This is a genomic window from Pseudomonas sp. LBUM920, from assembly GCF_003852315.1.
In the GTDB taxonomy this organism is placed as follows: Bacteria; Pseudomonadota; Gammaproteobacteria; order Pseudomonadales; family Pseudomonadaceae; genus Aquipseudomonas.
This window is the reverse complement of sequence record NZ_CP027762.1, coordinates 4,030,139-4,045,639: the sequence shown is the minus strand read 5'-3', so window position 1 is coordinate 4,045,639 and position 15,501 is coordinate 4,030,139. Positions and strand designations below refer to the sequence as shown.

At 63.0% G+C, this 15,501-nt stretch carries 18 protein-coding genes; 15 read left to right on the top strand and 3 right to left on the bottom strand.

Going from position 1 to position 15,501, the window contains the following annotated elements; translation table 11 throughout:
- Nucleotides 1–350: 350 nt before the first annotated feature.
- Nucleotides 351–3,167 carry an ATP-binding protein gene (locus C4J83_RS18700; protein ID WP_164487947.1) on the bottom strand — a complete coding sequence of 939 codons (2,817 nt, stop codon included), beginning with the start codon at nt 3,165–3,167 and terminating at the stop codon, nt 351–353.
- 575 nt (nt 3,168–3,742) lie between these two features.
- Between C4J83_RS18700 and C4J83_RS18690 the strand changes: the two genes are divergently transcribed.
- The 9 genes from C4J83_RS18690 (at nt 3,743) to C4J83_RS18650 (ending at nt 10,457) form a co-directional block, all read left to right on the top strand.
- Nucleotides 3,743–4,015 carry a BufA1 family periplasmic bufferin-type metallophore gene (locus tag C4J83_RS18690; RefSeq protein ID WP_106579920.1) on the top strand — a complete coding sequence of 91 codons (273 nt, stop codon included), beginning with the start codon at nt 3,743–3,745 and terminating at the stop codon, nt 4,013–4,015.
- The gene (locus C4J83_RS18685; protein WP_124417884.1) at nt 4,012–4,425 is read left to right on the top strand and encodes a DoxX family protein; all 414 of its coding nucleotides are present in this window, start codon (nt 4,012–4,014) and stop codon (nt 4,423–4,425) included. Before C4J83_RS18690 ends, C4J83_RS18685 begins: the two co-directional genes overlap by 4 nt.
- Before the next feature lie 12 nt (nt 4,426–4,437).
- On the top strand, nt 4,438–5,199 hold the full coding sequence (locus tag C4J83_RS18680) for an alpha/beta fold hydrolase (RefSeq protein WP_106579918.1): 762 nt from the start codon (nt 4,438–4,440) through the stop codon (nt 5,197–5,199).
- A gap of 26 nt (nt 5,200–5,225) precedes the next feature.
- Nucleotides 5,226–5,498, top strand: coding sequence for a BufA2 family periplasmic bufferin-type metallophore (bufA2, locus tag C4J83_RS18675; protein ID WP_017137586.1), 273 nt, complete (start codon nt 5,226–5,228; stop codon nt 5,496–5,498).
- Nucleotides 5,499–5,627: 129 nt separating this feature from the next.
- Nucleotides 5,628–6,452 (top strand): MNIO family bufferin maturase, encoded by an 825-nt coding sequence (gene bufB, locus C4J83_RS18670; protein ID WP_124417883.1) that lies wholly within the window; start codon nt 5,628–5,630, stop codon nt 6,450–6,452.
- Entirely contained in the window at nt 6,449–7,201 is a 753-nt protein-coding gene (locus tag C4J83_RS18665) for an HvfC/BufC N-terminal domain-containing protein (RefSeq protein WP_124417882.1), read from the top strand. The genes bufB and C4J83_RS18665 overlap by 4 nt, the downstream gene beginning before the upstream one ends.
- Nucleotides 7,202–7,409: 208 nt before the next feature.
- Nucleotides 7,410–8,774 carry an MFS transporter gene (locus C4J83_RS18660; RefSeq protein ID WP_124417881.1) on the top strand — a complete coding sequence of 455 codons (1,365 nt, stop codon included), beginning with the start codon at nt 7,410–7,412 and terminating at the stop codon, nt 8,772–8,774.
- Nucleotides 8,775–8,844: 70 nt separating this feature from the next.
- The gene (locus C4J83_RS18655; protein WP_119736346.1) at nt 8,845–9,972 is read left to right on the top strand and encodes an MFS transporter; all 1,128 of its coding nucleotides are present in this window, start codon (nt 8,845–8,847) and stop codon (nt 9,970–9,972) included.
- A gap of 17 nt (nt 9,973–9,989) precedes the next feature.
- Nucleotides 9,990–10,457 carry an MEKHLA domain-containing protein gene (locus C4J83_RS18650; protein WP_256660608.1) on the top strand — a complete coding sequence of 156 codons (468 nt, stop codon included), beginning with the start codon at nt 9,990–9,992 and terminating at the stop codon, nt 10,455–10,457.
- Here the strand turns inward: C4J83_RS18650 and C4J83_RS18645 are convergent.
- Complete coding sequence (locus tag C4J83_RS18645; RefSeq protein WP_106579912.1) at nt 10,454–10,975, bottom strand: DUF3087 domain-containing protein; 522 nt, start codon at nt 10,973–10,975, stop codon at nt 10,454–10,456. The two genes, C4J83_RS18650 and C4J83_RS18645, sit on opposite strands and share 4 nt — an antisense overlap.
- Nucleotides 10,976–11,093: 118 nt before the next feature.
- Between C4J83_RS18645 and C4J83_RS30530 the strand changes: the two genes are divergently transcribed.
- Nucleotides 11,094–11,270 (top strand): hypothetical protein, encoded by a 177-nt coding sequence (locus tag C4J83_RS30530; protein WP_164487946.1) that lies wholly within the window; start codon nt 11,094–11,096, stop codon nt 11,268–11,270.
- A gap of 15 nt (nt 11,271–11,285) precedes the next feature.
- The gene (locus tag C4J83_RS18640; RefSeq protein WP_124417880.1) at nt 11,286–11,483 is read left to right on the top strand and encodes a DUF6021 family protein; all 198 of its coding nucleotides are present in this window, start codon (nt 11,286–11,288) and stop codon (nt 11,481–11,483) included.
- A 37-nt stretch (nt 11,484–11,520) separates the two neighbouring features.
- Here C4J83_RS18640 and C4J83_RS18635 read toward each other — a convergent pair whose 3' ends face one another.
- Nucleotides 11,521–11,757 carry a DUF6555 family protein gene (locus C4J83_RS18635; RefSeq protein WP_106579910.1) on the bottom strand — a complete coding sequence of 79 codons (237 nt, stop codon included), beginning with the start codon at nt 11,755–11,757 and terminating at the stop codon, nt 11,521–11,523.
- A 120-nt stretch (nt 11,758–11,877) separates the two neighbouring features.
- On the opposite strand from C4J83_RS18635, the gene C4J83_RS18630 reads away from it, so the two are divergent.
- The 4 genes from C4J83_RS18630 to C4J83_RS18615 all read left to right on the top strand — a co-directional run bounded on the left by C4J83_RS18630 (nt 11,878) and on the right by C4J83_RS18615 (nt 15,493).
- Entirely contained in the window at nt 11,878–12,711 is an 834-nt protein-coding gene (locus C4J83_RS18630) for an arylamine N-acetyltransferase family protein (RefSeq protein ID WP_124417879.1), read from the top strand.
- A 124-nt stretch (nt 12,712–12,835) separates the two neighbouring features.
- Nucleotides 12,836–13,588: an outer membrane beta-barrel protein gene (locus C4J83_RS18625; RefSeq protein ID WP_119736339.1), complete on the top strand. Its 753-nt coding sequence runs from the start codon at nt 12,836–12,838 to the stop codon at nt 13,586–13,588.
- Between the two features lie 145 nt (nt 13,589–13,733).
- Entirely contained in the window at nt 13,734–14,090 is a 357-nt protein-coding gene (locus C4J83_RS18620) for a c-type cytochrome (protein ID WP_124417878.1), read from the top strand.
- 74 nt (nt 14,091–14,164) lie between these two features.
- Nucleotides 14,165–15,493: a D-arabinono-1,4-lactone oxidase gene (locus tag C4J83_RS18615; RefSeq protein ID WP_164487988.1), complete on the top strand. Its 1,329-nt coding sequence runs from the start codon at nt 14,165–14,167 to the stop codon at nt 15,491–15,493.
- The last annotated feature ends 8 nt before the right edge of the window (nt 15,494–15,501 follow it).

Below are 15,501 nucleotides of genomic sequence, written 5' to 3'. Positions count from 1 at the left end.
TCGCGTCCGCTTATGATCTAACCACTCAGGTCGGCTACCAGGCCGCCGTGCTCTGCTTTTGATCTTGATCTGCTTTTGACTTTGATCTTAGGCGCCCCGTTAAACCACGCTGGCCGAACGCAGGCTTGAATCCGTGGGTAACCCGGCAGGACGCCGGGTTAGCCGTGTTGGGCCATGGATGGCCCGTCACGGCGGCCCACGGATTCAAGCCTGCGTGAGGGCACACCGAAGCGTGAGCGAGGTGCCGAGTGGTGGGGCAAGAGCCCTTTGGTTACTTTGGGGCTTTTCCAAAGTGACCCGCCGTAAGGGCGGAACCCATACCCGCCATCACCCAAATACCGGATATGCCCTCAGCGATGCTGAAACCTGGGCAAAGAAGCAATGCGTAACTTAGGCTCCTGCAACCGCGCCAAGTCCGTGGCAATCTGCGCCCGCCAGAAGTGCGCACCGGCCAGTTGCGCATCCACCCACGCCTGGCGCAGCAGCACCTTGGCCTTGTCCACCGACCCGTAGTTGCCCTGGCGCAGTGTCAGTTGGGCCTTGATCCGCAGCATCTGCGGCACAAACCAGCGCTCATGGCGGCCGATAGCCAATTGCAGCGTCTCCTCCAACACTTCCAGCGCAAGTTTTTCCAGGCCCAGGCGCGCCAACCCCAAAGCGTATTCACAACGAAACAGACTGTAGAGCTGACCATCGCCCTGGCCCTGCAGGTGCTGCAGGGCTTCGCCAAGTTGTGGCACGCCTTCTTCCGGCGAGCCCTGGCGGATCAGCAGGATGCTCTCGAAACACAGGCGGAATTGCCGCCAGATATGCAAGTCCTGGCGGGTGGTGCTGTCCTGCAGCAGGCCCAGGTAATACCGCATTTTCGGCAGATTGGACGCCAGCAGCGCCAGGGGGATCGCCCCCAGGCACAAGGTGTACCAGAGGGTCGCCGGGTGATCGAGTGAGACCGCTTCATCGACGCAGGTGCCGATCAGCCGCAGGGCCGGGTCGACGTCGCCTTCCATAAATTGCACCTTCGCCTTGAGGCAGCGTGCGGCGATGCGCTGATCAAACAGCGCGTCGATGATGTGCGAGCGCGGGGCCGACGGTGAACCCAGGGCTTCGTCGATGTTTTGTCGGGCGCCCGCCAGATCGCCCATGTGAAACAGCACCACCGCCCGCATGCGCTTGCCCAGCAGCTGCTGGTTCCCGCTGTTGTTCAATGCAATGTAGCGCTCGGCCAACTCCAGTGCTTCGGCGTACTGGTTACACGCACAGCGATCACCCCAGAGCCCCCACAGCGCGCGAAGTTTGTGCTCGGCATCGCCGAGTTCGCGGCCGTCCTCGCGCACCTGGCGCCATGCTTCACGCAACGGGCCGCCGGTGCCGTCGGTGAGCATCAGCGCGCTGGCCAGCGCGGTGTTCAGCAGCATGCGTTGGCGCGTCGGCAATGGGGTGCTGGCGTCGCTGGCCAGCCCCTGGTCAACCCAGCTGCGGCACTCACTGACCAGCGACAGGCGCAGCCATAACGGTACACCGCCCAACGTCAGTTCAATCCCCAGCGGCAGGTTGCCGGTCGTCGAGTAGGCCCAGTCGAGTGCCGACCGCACCGTGTTGATCTCGGGGCCATACAGCGCGACCCAGGTTTGCGGTGACAGGCCATCCAGGGTCTGCCCGGCTTCCTGCAACACCCCAAGGGCATAGCGCGCATGGCGTTCGGCGGTGGCGTTGGTTTCGCCCTGTTCGGCGAGCTTTTCCAGGGCGTAGGCGCGGGTGGTTTCCAGCAGGCGATAACGCTTGAGCAACTGCGATTCGCCGGCGATCAGCAGTGACTTGTCCATCAGGCTTTCGAGCAGGGGCAGGGCATTGCGCGGGTCGAGGGCGCTGCTGGCAGTCATGGCCTTGACGGCATCAAGGGTGAAGGAGCCGGTGAAGACCGCCAATTGGCGCAGCATCGCCTGCTCGTCGCCGCTGAGCATCGAATAGGTCCAGTCCAGGGTCGCGCTCAGTGAGCGATGGCGGGCGAGGGCGGTGCGCCGGCCGGTCATTTGCAGGCGGAAGCTGCCGTCCAGCAGGCCGACCAGGTCCTGGATGCCAAAGGTGCGTACCCGCGCGGCGGCTATTTCGATGGCCAGCGCATTGCTGTCGAGCTTGCGGCAGATGGCGCTGACGGCCGCCACGTCGGCGTCGTTGAATACAAAGTCGGGGTCAAGGGCGCGCACGCGCTCCACAAACAGGCGCACGCCGGACCATTTCAGGGCTTCGACGGCGCTGAGTGTCGTGTGTTCGTCGGGCACTTGCAGCGGCGCCAGGTCGTGCACGCGCTCGCCGTCGGCGCGCAGCGGCTCGCGGCTGGTGGTCAGCACGTAGCATTGAGGGGCACTGCGCAAGAGGGTTTCCACGGCATCGGCGGTGGCCGGCAACACGTGTTCGCAGTTGTCCAGTACCAGCAACAGGCGGCGGTCGGCCAGGGTGGCGGCGATGCTGTGCAGCGGCTCGTCGCTGACGGTCTGGATGCCCAGGGCGCTGGCAAGCATGCCGGTGACCCATTGCCCGCTGGTGGCCGGCGCCAGGTCAACGAAGCAGGTGTCCAGCTTGAGTTGGTTGGCTAACTGATGGGCCACGGCCATGGCGACGGTGGTCTTGCCGATGCCGCCAGGGCCGGTGATGGTCAAGAACCGCTGGTTCAGCACCTGGTCGGCAAGGCTGTCGACCAACTCATCGCGGCCAATCACTTCGCAGGACGGCGGCGCGACAGAGGGCTCATGGACGCGCGCGTGGGGCACCGGCAGATTGTCTTCGCCGGCCGCCTGCACGGTCACCGGCGCCACGAAGCGATAGCCGCGGCCCGGTACCGTGACGATATAGCTGAAGTTGCCATCGTCGCCCAAGGCCCGGCGCAGCGCGACGATCTGCGCGCGCAGGTTGCATTCCTCCACCACCACCTTGGGCCAGGCGAACGAGATCAGCTCGGCTTTCTCCAGCAGTTCGCCGGCGCGGGTGGCCAGGGCAATCAGCAAATACAGGGCGCGGCTGCCCAAGGTGACGGGCTCACCGTTTCGCAGCAATACGTGTTGGCGTGCGAGTAACAGGAAGGGGCCAAAACCAAGGGCGCTTTCGGCGCACGCCGGGGCCAGGGGTTCTGCGTCCATGAAGGACACTGCGTGGTTCTTGCTCGAGCTCATCAATTCGTCCTTTTTATAGTCAGGCTTGTTATTGGCGATCAGGCCATTCGCCCTTTTGGGTACAGATGTGCAGCAGCAGTCTTGGAAAGTTGATGTCGATCAAAAAGTCGGAAAGGTCGCCCTCCTTTGGGGCGTTGTCGTTTTTATTGGCGTGCCACGGATTGTGTTTCAGTTGATGAGACTGTCTCAAAGCTGAAACATTTTATTACCAGAAACAGGGATAAAGCAGAATGTATGCCAGTTGGCATGTAACAAAGATGACAACAACCGCATGAAATTTATGGTGATTTTTAGGGTCGTCGAGGCCGCCTGAAAGGCTTCGTTCGGAAAGGCGAATATTTCTAATTGTGTCGTTCGGGATGCCGAATAAATCGGCGCCTATTTGGCGGTGGGTTATTCACTGTGTATCGCTGTGTATCCGCGCACCACCTTGATACACCGGCATGACGTTCTGTCGTGTTTGCGACACAGAGCGGATACACGCCTGGCTTTAACTCTGTTCACCAGCCGGCGCTGGCGGTCACGCACCGCCATTTGCGCCCTGGTCACACTCAGTCAAGCCAGGAGATACACCGATGAAGCGTCCTTACGCTGCCCTTGCGGCAACCCTCGCCCTGTCCCTCAGCGCCTTCGCGGCGGTGGCTCATGCCGATGAGCCCAAACCTCAGGAAAAGTGCTTCGGCGTGTCCCTCGCCGGCGCCAACGACTGCGCCGCCGGCAAGGGCACCTCGTGCGCCGGCACCGCCACCGCCGACTATCAGGGCAACGCCTGGGTGCTGGTGGACAAAGGCACCTGCACCCAGATCAAGACCCCCAAGGGCTACGGCAGCCTGACGGAACAGCCGTGATCCAGCGCCTGCTGCCCCAGGCACTGCTGTTGCTGGTGGCGCGGCTCGGTATCGCCGCGGTGTTCTTCCTGTCGGGGCGCACCAAGGTCACGGGTTTTCTGAACCTCAAACCGTCGACCTACGCGCTGTTCCGTTCCGAATATGCCTTGCCGTTGATTCCGTCGGACTGGGCTGCGCACCTGGCCACCTACGCCGAACACCTGTTCCCGCTGCTGCTGGTGCTGGGCCTGCTGACACGTCCGGCCGCGGCCGCGCTGCTGGGCATGACCCTGGTGATCGAGGTGTTTGTGTACCCCGACGCCTGGCCGGTGCACCTGACCTGGGCGGGCCTGCTGCTGCCGCTGCTGGCCTATGGCGGCGGAGCCTGGTCGCTGGACCGCTTGCTGTTGAGCAAATCTTTACAACCCTGATGGAGAGTCCCGATGCGAATGCTTTCTTCCCTGGCCATTGCGATGGCAATGACCGTTCCGCTGTTGGCCCAAGCGGCCGACACCGCGCAGCCCGGCACCGGCAAAAGCGTGGTGATCGTGCCCGGCTCGTTTGTCGACGGGTCCGGCTGGCGTGTGGTGCACGACATCCTGATTCACAAGGGCTACAAGGTCACCGTGGTGCATCAAAGCCACGAGAACCTCGCCGCCGACGTGGCTGAAGCGCGCGAAGTGCTCGAGCAGCAAGTGGGGCCGGTGGTGCTGGTGGGCCACAGCTCCGGTGGTGCGGTGATCTCGATTGCCGGCGATCGCGACAAGGTCAAGTCGCTGGTCTACGTCTCGGCGTTCCAGCCGGAAGTGGGCGAGAACATGGCCCAGCTGATTGGCTCCATGCCCGCGCCCAGCGATGACATCAAGCCAAGCCGCGATGGCCACTTGTTCTTCGACCGCACTCGGTTCAACGCCGATTTTGCCGCCGACCTGACCACCAACCGCACCGACTTCATGGCCGCCTCCCAAGTGCCGGCCACCACCGCGCTGTTCGGCGGCACCGTGTGGGCTGCGGCCTGGCACAAGAAGCCGACCTATGCGGTGGTGTCCACCGACGACCGCGCACTGAGCCCCGCGCTGCAACGCTGGATGTACCAGCGGGCCGGCTCCAGGGTCACCGAAATCAAGGCCAGCCACTCGGTGTACATCGCCCAGCCTGAGGCTGTGGCGAAGGTCATCGAAGACGCCGCGTCTGTCATCAAGTAACCCACACACCCACACAGGAAAACACCATGAACACTGCACTCAAATCCCGCTTGAGCCTCGCCGCTGCCGCCGCCCTGATCGCTATGGCCTCGGCTTCATTCGCCAGCGCCGCAAGTGCCGCCGACCAGCAGGAAAAACCCGGCCGCTGCTACGGCGTCAACAGCTGCAAGGGCGAAAGCCTGTGCGCCACCGCCAAGCACGACTGCAAGGGCCTCAACAGCTGCAAGGGCGAGGGCGTGATCGTCAAGACCCCATCCGAATGCCTCAAGGCCGGCGGCACCCTGACTGAACCGAAATAAACCATCACCCCTTGCCGGCGCGGGCTTGCCCACGAAGCGCGTTAACGAGGACGCGGGCGTGCAGACAGTGCACAGCGTGCTCAAGTTTTTCGCGCAAACCCGCGCCTGCAGTTTTACTGGAGAGCCGCCATGCTGACATCCAACCCGCCCTTTTCGGGCTATGGCCTGGGCCTGCGCAAGGAACACTACTGCGATTTCCTGGAGACCTCGGTGCCCGTGGATTTCGTCGAAGTGATCTCCGAGAATTTCATGGTCGCGGGCGGCCAGCCCCGGCACATCCTGCGCCAGATCCGCGCACGGCACCCGGTGGCATTGCACGGGGTGTCGATGTCCATCGGCAGCGCTGAAGGGCTTGACCCGCACTACCTGCAGCGCCTCAAGGCGCTGGTCGATGAAATTGAGCCGTTGTTTGTGTCCGACCACTTGAGCTGGTCGCGCAGGGGCAATTTCAATGCCCACGACTTATTGCCGGTGCCCTACACCGAGGAGGCGCTGGACCGGGTCTGCGCCAATATTCATCAGGCCCAGGAAGTACTCGGCCGCACGCTGCTGGTTGAAAACCCGTCCAGTTACCTGGCGTTTGATGGCGCGTCCATGAGCGAATGGGACTTTATTGCCGCCATGGCCCGGCGTACCGGCTGTGAGCTGTTATTGGACGTGAACAATGTGTTTGTCAGTGCCAGCAATCATGGCTTCGATGCGCTGGCGTTTCTCGCGGGCATGCCTGCCGAACGCGTGCGCCAGGTGCATTTGGCCGGCCATAGCCAGGGCCGCGCGTTGTTGATCGACAGCCACGACCGCCCGGTGTGTGCCGGGGTGTGGGAACTGTATGCCCACGCCATCGCGTTACTGGGGCCGGTGGCGGTGATGATCGAGCGCGACGATGAGCTTCCACCGCTGGCCGAGTTGCTTCAGGAGCTGTCCACGGCCCGTGCCTTGGCAGCGCAGCAATGAACCTGGCCGAGTGGCAGCAGGCGTTTCGCACCTGGCTGGTGAGCGCCTCGGACGAGGCCGCGCAGGTGCTGGGCAATCACCGCGCAGGCCTGGCGGTGTACCAGAACAACTACCGCGCACAATTGGTGGGCTGCCTGGAGCAGGCGTTTCCGAACCTGCGTCGATGGCTGGGCGATGAGGCCTTTCTGGCGGCCAGCATTGCCCATATCGACCAGCATCCCCCGCATGCCTGGACGCTGGATGCGTATCCCGAAGGTTTCTACGCGACGCTGAAGACGGTGTTCCCGCACAACCCCGATGTGCATGAGTTGGCCTGGATCGAGTCGGCGTTGAATGAAGCGTTCGTCGCCGCCGATGCGTCGCCTGTGCCCGTGCACGCGTTGGCTGAAGTGGAATGGGACAGCGCGGTTTTGCAGCTGACCCCGTCGCTGCGTTGCCATGCCTTGACCACCAATGCCGAGGCCATATGGTCTGCGCTGTGGCAGGAAACCGAACCGCCCGAGGCGGTGATGCTGGAGGAGGCGGGCGGCTTGTTGGTCTGGCGGCGCCAGTTCACCTCGCGCTTGCGTCAGGTGCAGGCGCTGGAGCTTGACGCTTTGCTGCATGTGCAGGGCGACGGCCGTTTTGCAAGGTTGTGTGAATTTTTGGTGGCGCGCCTGGGCGAGGAGGCGGGCGTGGTCCGGGCCGGTGAATACCTGGCCGCATGGCTGGGCAGTGAGTTGATTGTGGGGGCCGTGGCGAGTGAATAACCTGTGGCGAGCGGGCTTGCTGTGGCGAGCAGGCTTACTGTGGGGAGGCTGGCTCAGCGTGGTGGAGGCTGAGCTTTTGTGGCAAGCCCGCTCGCCACGACGTTGGCGGTGGCAAACATGAAAACTCTGACAGCGAGGCAATTGGCCACTGAAAAAATCCGCGTCTGCCCGTACTCTAGGGGCCTTTGTTACCAGCGCCGGATTGTTCATGTCTTCTGTTGCCGATGGGTTGCCCTCCAATAAACGCTTGCCGGCCGTAATCGCCCTTTCTTTGGGGATCGGCATGGCGACCCTCGACACGGCCATCGTCAACACCGCGCTGCCCACATTGGCCGAAGGCATCGGCACCGACTCGGCCTCGGTGATCTGGGTGGTCAACGCCTACCAACTGGCGATTATCGCCACGGTGCTGCCATTCGCTTCGTTGAGTGATGTGTGGGGGCACCGTCGGGTATACCTCGGTGGGTTGCTGCTGTTTATTGTCTCGTCGCTGTTTTGCGGGCTGGCCGGGTCGTTGCTGACCCTGACGGCCGCGCGCGTGGCGCAAGGCCTGGGCGCGGCGGCGGTAATGAGCGTGAATACCGCGTTGCTGCGGCATATCTACCCGGCAAAAATGCTCGGGCGCGGCCTTGGCTACAACTCGCTGGTGGTGGGGCTGGCGTTCACACTCGGGCCGACTGCCGCGTCGGCGATTCTGTCGGTGGCAAGCTGGCACTGGCTGTACCTGATCAACGTGCCGCTGGGCCTTTTGGCCCTGGGGCTGGGCCTGCGTTCATTGCCGACATTGCCCATGACCGGTCACGCGTTCGACCGCCTCGCCGCGCTGCTGTGTGCCGGGTTGTTCGCCTTGCTGGTGCTTGGCCTGGGTACGGCGGTGCACGGCGCCCAGGGCGCACTCACCCTGGGCCTGATCGCCGTGGCGCTGGTCTGCGGTGCGTTACTGTTGCGCCGCCAGGCTGGGCACCCGGCGCCGATGCTGGCTCTGGATCTGTTCAAGCGCCCGGTGTTTGCGCTGTCTTCCCTGACTGCGATCTGTGCGTTCAGCGCCCAGGGTCTGGCCTTTGTGTCATTGCCGTTTCTGCTGCAGGCAGTGCTTGGTCATAGCCAGGTGGAAACCGGTTTTCTGATGACGCCGTGGCCGGCCGTTGTTGCGGTCATGGCCCTGGTCGCAGGGCGCCTGGCAGACCGCGTGTCGCTGGGCGTGTTGTGCGGCATCGGCCTGTTGCTGCTCAGTGCGGGGATGGCGGCGCTGGCAACCCTGGGCAGCGGCGCGTCGGCCTTTGATATCGGCTGGCGCATGGCGCTGTGCGGCGCCGGGTTTGGCTTTTTTCAATCGCCCAACCTCAAGGCGATCATGACCAGCGCACCCTTGGCCCGCAGCGGCGGGGCCAGCGGCATCGTGGCGATCTCGCGGCTGCTGGGGCAAACGCTGGGGGCGTCATTGGTGGCGTTGTGTTTTCACCTGTCCCTGGGCAGTGGCCCGCAATACGCGTTGTGGCTGGGTTGCGTGTTTGCGTTGGTGGGCAGTGTGGCCAGCGGTCTGCGTTTGCTGCCCTATGGGAAAAAGGCGTGATGGGGCGTTGTAAAGTCCGCCATGGGAAGGCTAACGTGGTGGCCTGAATATTTCAGGATGTTTCAGCTCTATGTCCAGCCTGGCCCACCGCACTGCCGATACCACGTCCCGACGCGCCGCGCTGACCCTCGCGTTATGCCTGCCCAGCGACGTGTTGCTGTACCTGCTGTTGCCGATGGAATCCCAGGCCTTTGGCATCACGCTGGCGCAGGCCGGGGTGTTGTTGGCAGCCAACCGCCTGGTGCGGATTTTTGGCTATCGGCATGTGCTCAATTTCTATGCGCGCAACGGTGACCGGCTGACGTGCATGATTGCTGCCGGCGCGGCGACGGTGTGCGCCCTGGGCAACTCGCTGCTGTCGGGGTTCGCTGCGCTGCTGGGCTTGCGGCTGATCTGGGGCCTTTGTTTTGCCGCGTTGAACCTGTCGACCCAAGTATTGGCAACGTCCGAGCCCGCTGGTGCAGCCCGCCGGGCGGGGCGTTCACGCGCGATGATCGCCCTCGGCCCGATGCTGGCACTGCCGCTGGGTGGCTGGTTGACCTTATGGGCAGGCCCACGCCCGATCTTTGTGATGCTTGCCGGCTGCTGCCTGGCGGGCTTGTGGGTGGCGCGTGGCTTACCCACCGCCGGGCATGATTTGCACAGCACCGGGCGGCGCTTCAAGTGGCCCGACAGTGTGGCGACCTGGTCGTTTATCGAAGGCGTGGCGCTGGACGGGCTGTTTATTTTTGGCCTGTCGATCCAGGCGCAGAAGATTCTCGGCGGCGATGCGGTGCTGATCGCCGGCGGTTTGATGGCCCTGCGGTACGCCTCGGAAATGCTCCTGAGCCCCCTGGGCGGCCGTGCGGCGCAACGCTTTGGCGCCACGTCGATGCTGTTGTTGTTTTCATTCTTGAGTGCCCTGGCCCTGACTGCGTTCGGCAGTTATTGGGTGATCGTCGGCGCGGCGGCGGTATTGGTGCTGCGCGCGCTGCAACTGCCGCTGGTGACCACCCTGGTGGCCGAGCGCAACCCAGGCTCGATGCGCGTCTCGGCACTGGCGTCGAACGCGGTGTGGCGCGATGTCGGCGCGGGCCTCGGGCCGTTACTGGCGGGCCTGTTGCTGCCGGTGGCGTCAGCGCCGTGGGTGTTCGGCCTGGCGGGCGCGGCCATCGCGGTGAGCGCGGTATTTTGCTGGCGCACTCAGGTTTCCAACTGACCAGGTGAGGTGGTGTGGTGTCCCTTCAAGAAGATTTCGTGCGGGTGCTGGATGAGTCGTATCAACACTGGAGCGGCCAGGGGCTGCCGGCGCCGGAACACCTCAACGCGCAGCAGCGCCTGAGCTGGCTGCACGCCCACGCACCCTATAGTCTGCTGGCCCACGACGGCGCCGCCGATCCGCGTTTTACCTACGCCAATGCGTGCGCGTTGCAGTGCTTCAAATACCCTCGCGAGACGTTTATCGGCATGCCTTCACGCTTCAGCGCCTCGGAACGTGATCGCGCCGAACGCCAGGTATTGCTTGAGCAGGTGACCGCCCATGGTATCGCCCAGGGCTACAGCGGCTGGCGCGTGGATGCGCACCATCAGCCGTTCATGATCTACGCCGGGGTGGTCTGGACCTTGCTCGACAAGGCCGGCGAGCCGTGTGGGCAAGCCGCGCTGTTCTGGCCGGATGAACAGCGCATCGGCGTGCTGGCTTAGGCGCTTTTAAGGCTGTCCAGCCATGCGGGGTCGAGGCGGGTTTGCTCGGTGTCGATGCCCAGTGCCTGCATCTTCGCCTGGTGGGCGTCGATCTCGCCGACCAATTGCGCCTGGGCACTGGAGTTGGCGTCCAGCGCATGCATCTGCGTGAGCCCCAAGTGGTAAAAACGCAACAGCTTGATCGCCGCCGGGTCGTTGGCCTGCACGCCTTCGGTGACCTTGTGCATCACGTTGGTCACGCTCATCAAACTGCGCTTGAGCTGCCAGCCATACACCGCCGGCGCGAGCCAGGGCTGGGTCCAGAACGGGCCGCGCACCAACGCGACGGTGATCAACACCCCGGCAAACACACCGCCGACGTTGAAGCGCAAGTTGTCACCGCCGGGCTCGCCGAACAGCATGACCGCCAGGCTCGACAGCAGCATTGCCAAGGCCACGAACAGCACGGCAATGATCAGGGTGCTGCGGCGGGTCTGCTGGCGGAAAGTGGCAGGGTCACAGGGTTTGAGCTCGAACATCCGGGTCTGGTCTCAAGAAGGGGCGGGGTGGCATCTTCGCATGCTTTGCGCAATCAAGTTGAACGATGGCTTCGCGCGGTTTCTCTAGATCTGTGTAGCCCCCGTGAGGTAAACCATCATGCCCGAATACAAACAGCCGCCGCCCGGCACCCCTGACCCTGACCGCACACCCGGTGAAGAGGAGCGCGACAACGATGCGTTGCGCCCCAACGACCCGGCGGAGCGTCAGGACGACGATGTGGAACAGGTCGAGCAAGACCTTGAACACCTTCATGACAAAGCCCGCCCGCTTTAAAACAAGGAGATCGCCGTGAGTAATCCCCCGCAAGGCCCGCGTTCAGACGAGCATGGCAGTGGCAAGGACGAACTGGGTTTTGACCCGGATTCCCCCGATGTGGCCGACCCGCAAGTCGACCCAGTCGGCCCTGCGATCGCGCCGTTGGACAAGGAAAAACAGCCGAAAAAAAAGCCGCCCTATGATCCGCTGGGCGACTTGAAAACTACTTGAAGAAACACGACAAGCCCCGCCATTGCGGGGCTTGTGCTTATTTGGGTGGCACCCAGGTGACGTCGGTAATACCGAACTTTTCCGCCCAGGGCCGGGTGGTTTTTTTCACCTGTTCGTGACCCACACGCCCGATGCGGCTGACATGGGCGATGTCGGCATCCACCGCGGCCCAATGCCACGCCTCGGCGTTGTTCATCACTTCCGCGCGCACCACAAAGGACTTCGGTTGGCCGTGAAGCTGGTAATTAATGGTGTAGATTTTTGCGGTACTCATGTTGCCTCCCTGTCTTGTTATAGATGGATAGGTGAGTGTTCAAAAAGGTTCAGTCAAAATGACAAGTCGCGCATTGGCCCGGCATAGTGAGCGCTTCGCCCCGCGCTCAAGGATCGCGCCATGCCCCGTTTGACTCATCGCCAGCTTTACCTGCAACGCCTGGGCTACGACACGCCGCCGCCGCCGACCCTGCAAACCCTGCAGCAATTGCAGCTGCGCCATGTGTGCACCTTTGCCTTTGAAAGCCTGTCGACGTTGCTGCGCTGCCCAGTGCCGATCGACTTGCCGAGCATCGAGCAAAAGGTGCTGCTCGATGGGCGTGGCGGGTATTGCTTTGAGTTGAACCACTTGTTTCTCGCGCTCTTGCAGGATTTGGGTTTCGAGGCGCGCGGTCTCACCGGCTGGGTCGTGATGGGCGGGCCGGTAGATGCGCGCACCGGGCGCACCCATCGCCTGAGCCTCGTCACCCTGGAGGGCGTGCGCTATGTCACCGACGTCGGCTTCGGCGGCATGGTGCCGAGCAGCCCCTTGCAACTGGACACCGAGGCGACCCAGGCCACCGCCCACGAACCCTATCGGCTGACGTTCAATGGCGCCGATTACACCTTGTGGGCCAAGGTGGGCGAGGAGTGGCGTGGCTTGTATGTGTTTGATCTGCAGGTGCAGGCGGACAGGGACTATGAAATCGGCAACTGGTACGTGTCGACGCACCCGGATTCGGTGTTTGTTGGCCAATTGAAAGCTGCACTGCTCGCGCCGGGTAAACGCTACACATTGAACAACGCCCACTATGCGGTCCACTGCCTGGATCAGCCCAGTGAAAAGCGCGCAATCGAGAGCGTCGATGAGCTGCTGGCAGTGTTGCATGGAACCTTGGGTATTCGCCTGCCGGCGCATCCTCTTCTTCGCGAGAGCCTTAATGGCCTAGTGATGGCAATTTCCAAAGAAGCTTGAGATAGAGCCTGCGCTGAAGCGTTTTTTCTCCAAATCGACGCAAATTAATTCGAACCTTTCGCGAAAGCCGAGGTTCAAAGCGATTCCTGAATAATTTGCTCACCAGACAAGGAGATTTAAAAAGATGTCCAAGCTATTCGGAAAATTCCTCAAGGGCTCCTCGCTGTTGGCGCTGGTCGCTGCGCCTGCCGTGGTGTTCGCCGCTGCACCGACAGGCCCGATTTCCGTTTTCGGTCTGCAGGGCAGCTACAACGACTTCAAACTTGAAGGCGGCAGCGAAAGCGACAAGGACCACATGCCTGAAGCGGGCCTGTTCTACAACTTCGGCAACAAGCTCACCGCTGAATCCGGCTTTATCTACCAGGCCGGGATCGAAGCCAAGTACGGCGAGAAGAGCGACAACAAACTCAAGGAAGGCCAGGCTGACCTGGACCTCGGCTGGCGTGCCGCGCTCGACGCGCGCAACTTTGTCGACGTGATTGTGGGTGGCGGCTATACCTGGACCCGCTACGAGCCGGACACCAATGACTACGACGTCAAGCTCACCAACAAGTCGCCGTTCGCCAAGGCGGCCCTGGGTTACAACCACCAGTTCGATGACATGACCCTGCGCGTCGAAGCCGGTGCCCGTCGTACCATCGACGGCCGTGCCAAGCTCAAAGTCGATGGCGTGGGCAGCGACACCGTGGACCTCAAGGACCGCACCAACCCTTACGCTGAAGTCAGCCTGCTGATGAACCAGAAAGGCGACCTGCCAGTGATGGCGGGCCTGTACTACACCCGTACCGAATACAAGCTGGACGACGACTCCTATGTCGCCGACAACACCAAGCTCAAGCGTGACGAGTACGGTTTCAAGGTCGGTATCGCGTTCTAAGCGAACCTCAAGGATGCGGGGTGGCCAACGCCCCGCATTCGACTGTCCCACCAAGCCCCCTTTGTGTCCGCCAAAACCCTCAACGCCGTGGCGTCGCTGCCTTAGTGTGCAAGCAGCTTCCACAGCCTAAGAAGAGAGGGTGGCCATGCGCCGCATTGCCTTATTGTTGGCCGTCCTCGGCCTGCTCACCGCCTGTGACGACACGCCCAAACATCCCCCCGAACGCGCCACTGCGGCCACTGCGATGCCGGCTGACCCGGCGTTGGCCCAGGTCTACGACACCAGTTGCAAGCTGTGCCACGCAAACCCTGCGTCCGGCGCGCCGCTGACCGCTGACAAGGCTGCGTGGAACCCGCGCATTGCCCAAGGCACCGACACGCTGCTCGACCACAGCATCAACGGCTACAACGGCATGCCGCCGATGGGCCTGTGCATGCAGTGCTCCGAGGCGCAGTTTGTGGCGCTGATCAGCTTTATGGCCGGTGTTGAACGCCAACAATAAGAACGGGGTGGTGGATGGCGCTCTCACGGCGGCAACTCTTGCAACAAACGGCTGCGGCCGGGGCGTTCCTGGCGCTGGCCGGCAACCCGGTGCTGGCGCAATTGGCCCGCGCGCCACGCCTGATTCCGTGGCGCAACTGGTCGGGGGCGCAGACGTGCCTGCCGCTGGCGCGCCTGGCCCCCAAAGACCTGGATGAACTGGTGCAGGTGATCCGTCAGGCGCCCGGCACTGTTCGGCCGGTCGGCTCGGCACATTCATTCAGCGCGCTGGTGCCGACTGACGGCACGTTGGTCTCGCTGAGTGGCTTCAATGGGCTGCTGGCCCACGACCGCGCGACCCTGCAAGCGACCTTCGCCGCCGGCACGCCGATGTCACGCATGGGTCCGGCGCTCAAGGCGGTGGGGCAAGCGTTGCCGAACATGGCGGACATCGATTACCAGACCCTGGCCGGGGCGATTTCTACCTCCACCCATGGCACCGGCGTGCGCTTCACCTCGTATTCGGGCTGCGTCACCGGGTTGCAACTGGTGACGGCCCAGGGCGAGGTGCTGGATTGCGACGCCCAGCGTCACCCCGAGGTCTTCAGCGCGGCGCGGGTTTCTCTTGGGGCCTTGGGCGTGGCCACCCGGATTCGTTCGCAAAACCGCGCGCCGTATCGCCTGCTGGAGCGCCAGTGGATCGCCAAGACCGAAGAGCTGCTCGAAGACGTCGACAAGCACACGCGTGAAAACCAGCACTGGGAAATGCTCGTGGTCACCCATTCCGACTACGCGCTGTCCATCGCCCTCAACGAAACCCAAGCGCCTGAAACGCCGCCGATTGACCCGGCCGAGGCGGGCGGCAACGCGTTTGTGTCGATTATCGAAAAGCTCGACAAATACGCCAGTGATTTCCCCGACACCCGTCGTACCTTGCTCAACAGCCTGCGTTTTTTTGCGCGCTTTGAAGACCGCGTGGCCGAGTCGTTTCAGGTCTACGCCAACGTGCGCACTGTGCGTTTCAACGAGATGGAGTACTCGGTGCCTGCCGAACACGGTCCGGCCTGCCTGCGCGACATCCTCAAGCTGATCACCGACAAGGACCTGCGCACCTGGTTTCCTATCGAGTACCGCTACGTCAAGGCCGATGACATCCCCTTGAGCATGTTCGAAGGCCGCGACAGCTGTTCGATCTCGGTGCACCAGCATTACGCCATGGACCATCACAACTTCTTTGCCGCCGTGGAGCCGATTTTCTGGAAGTACGCCGGGCGCCCGCACTGGGGCAAATTGCACACCCTCAACGCGCGCACCTTGCAGCCGTTGTACCCGCGCTGGGACGAATTCACGCGGGTGCGCCGTGAGCTGGACCCTGGCGGCAAATTTCTCAATGCGCACCTGTCATCCATCCTGGGAGTGGCCTGATGAACCGA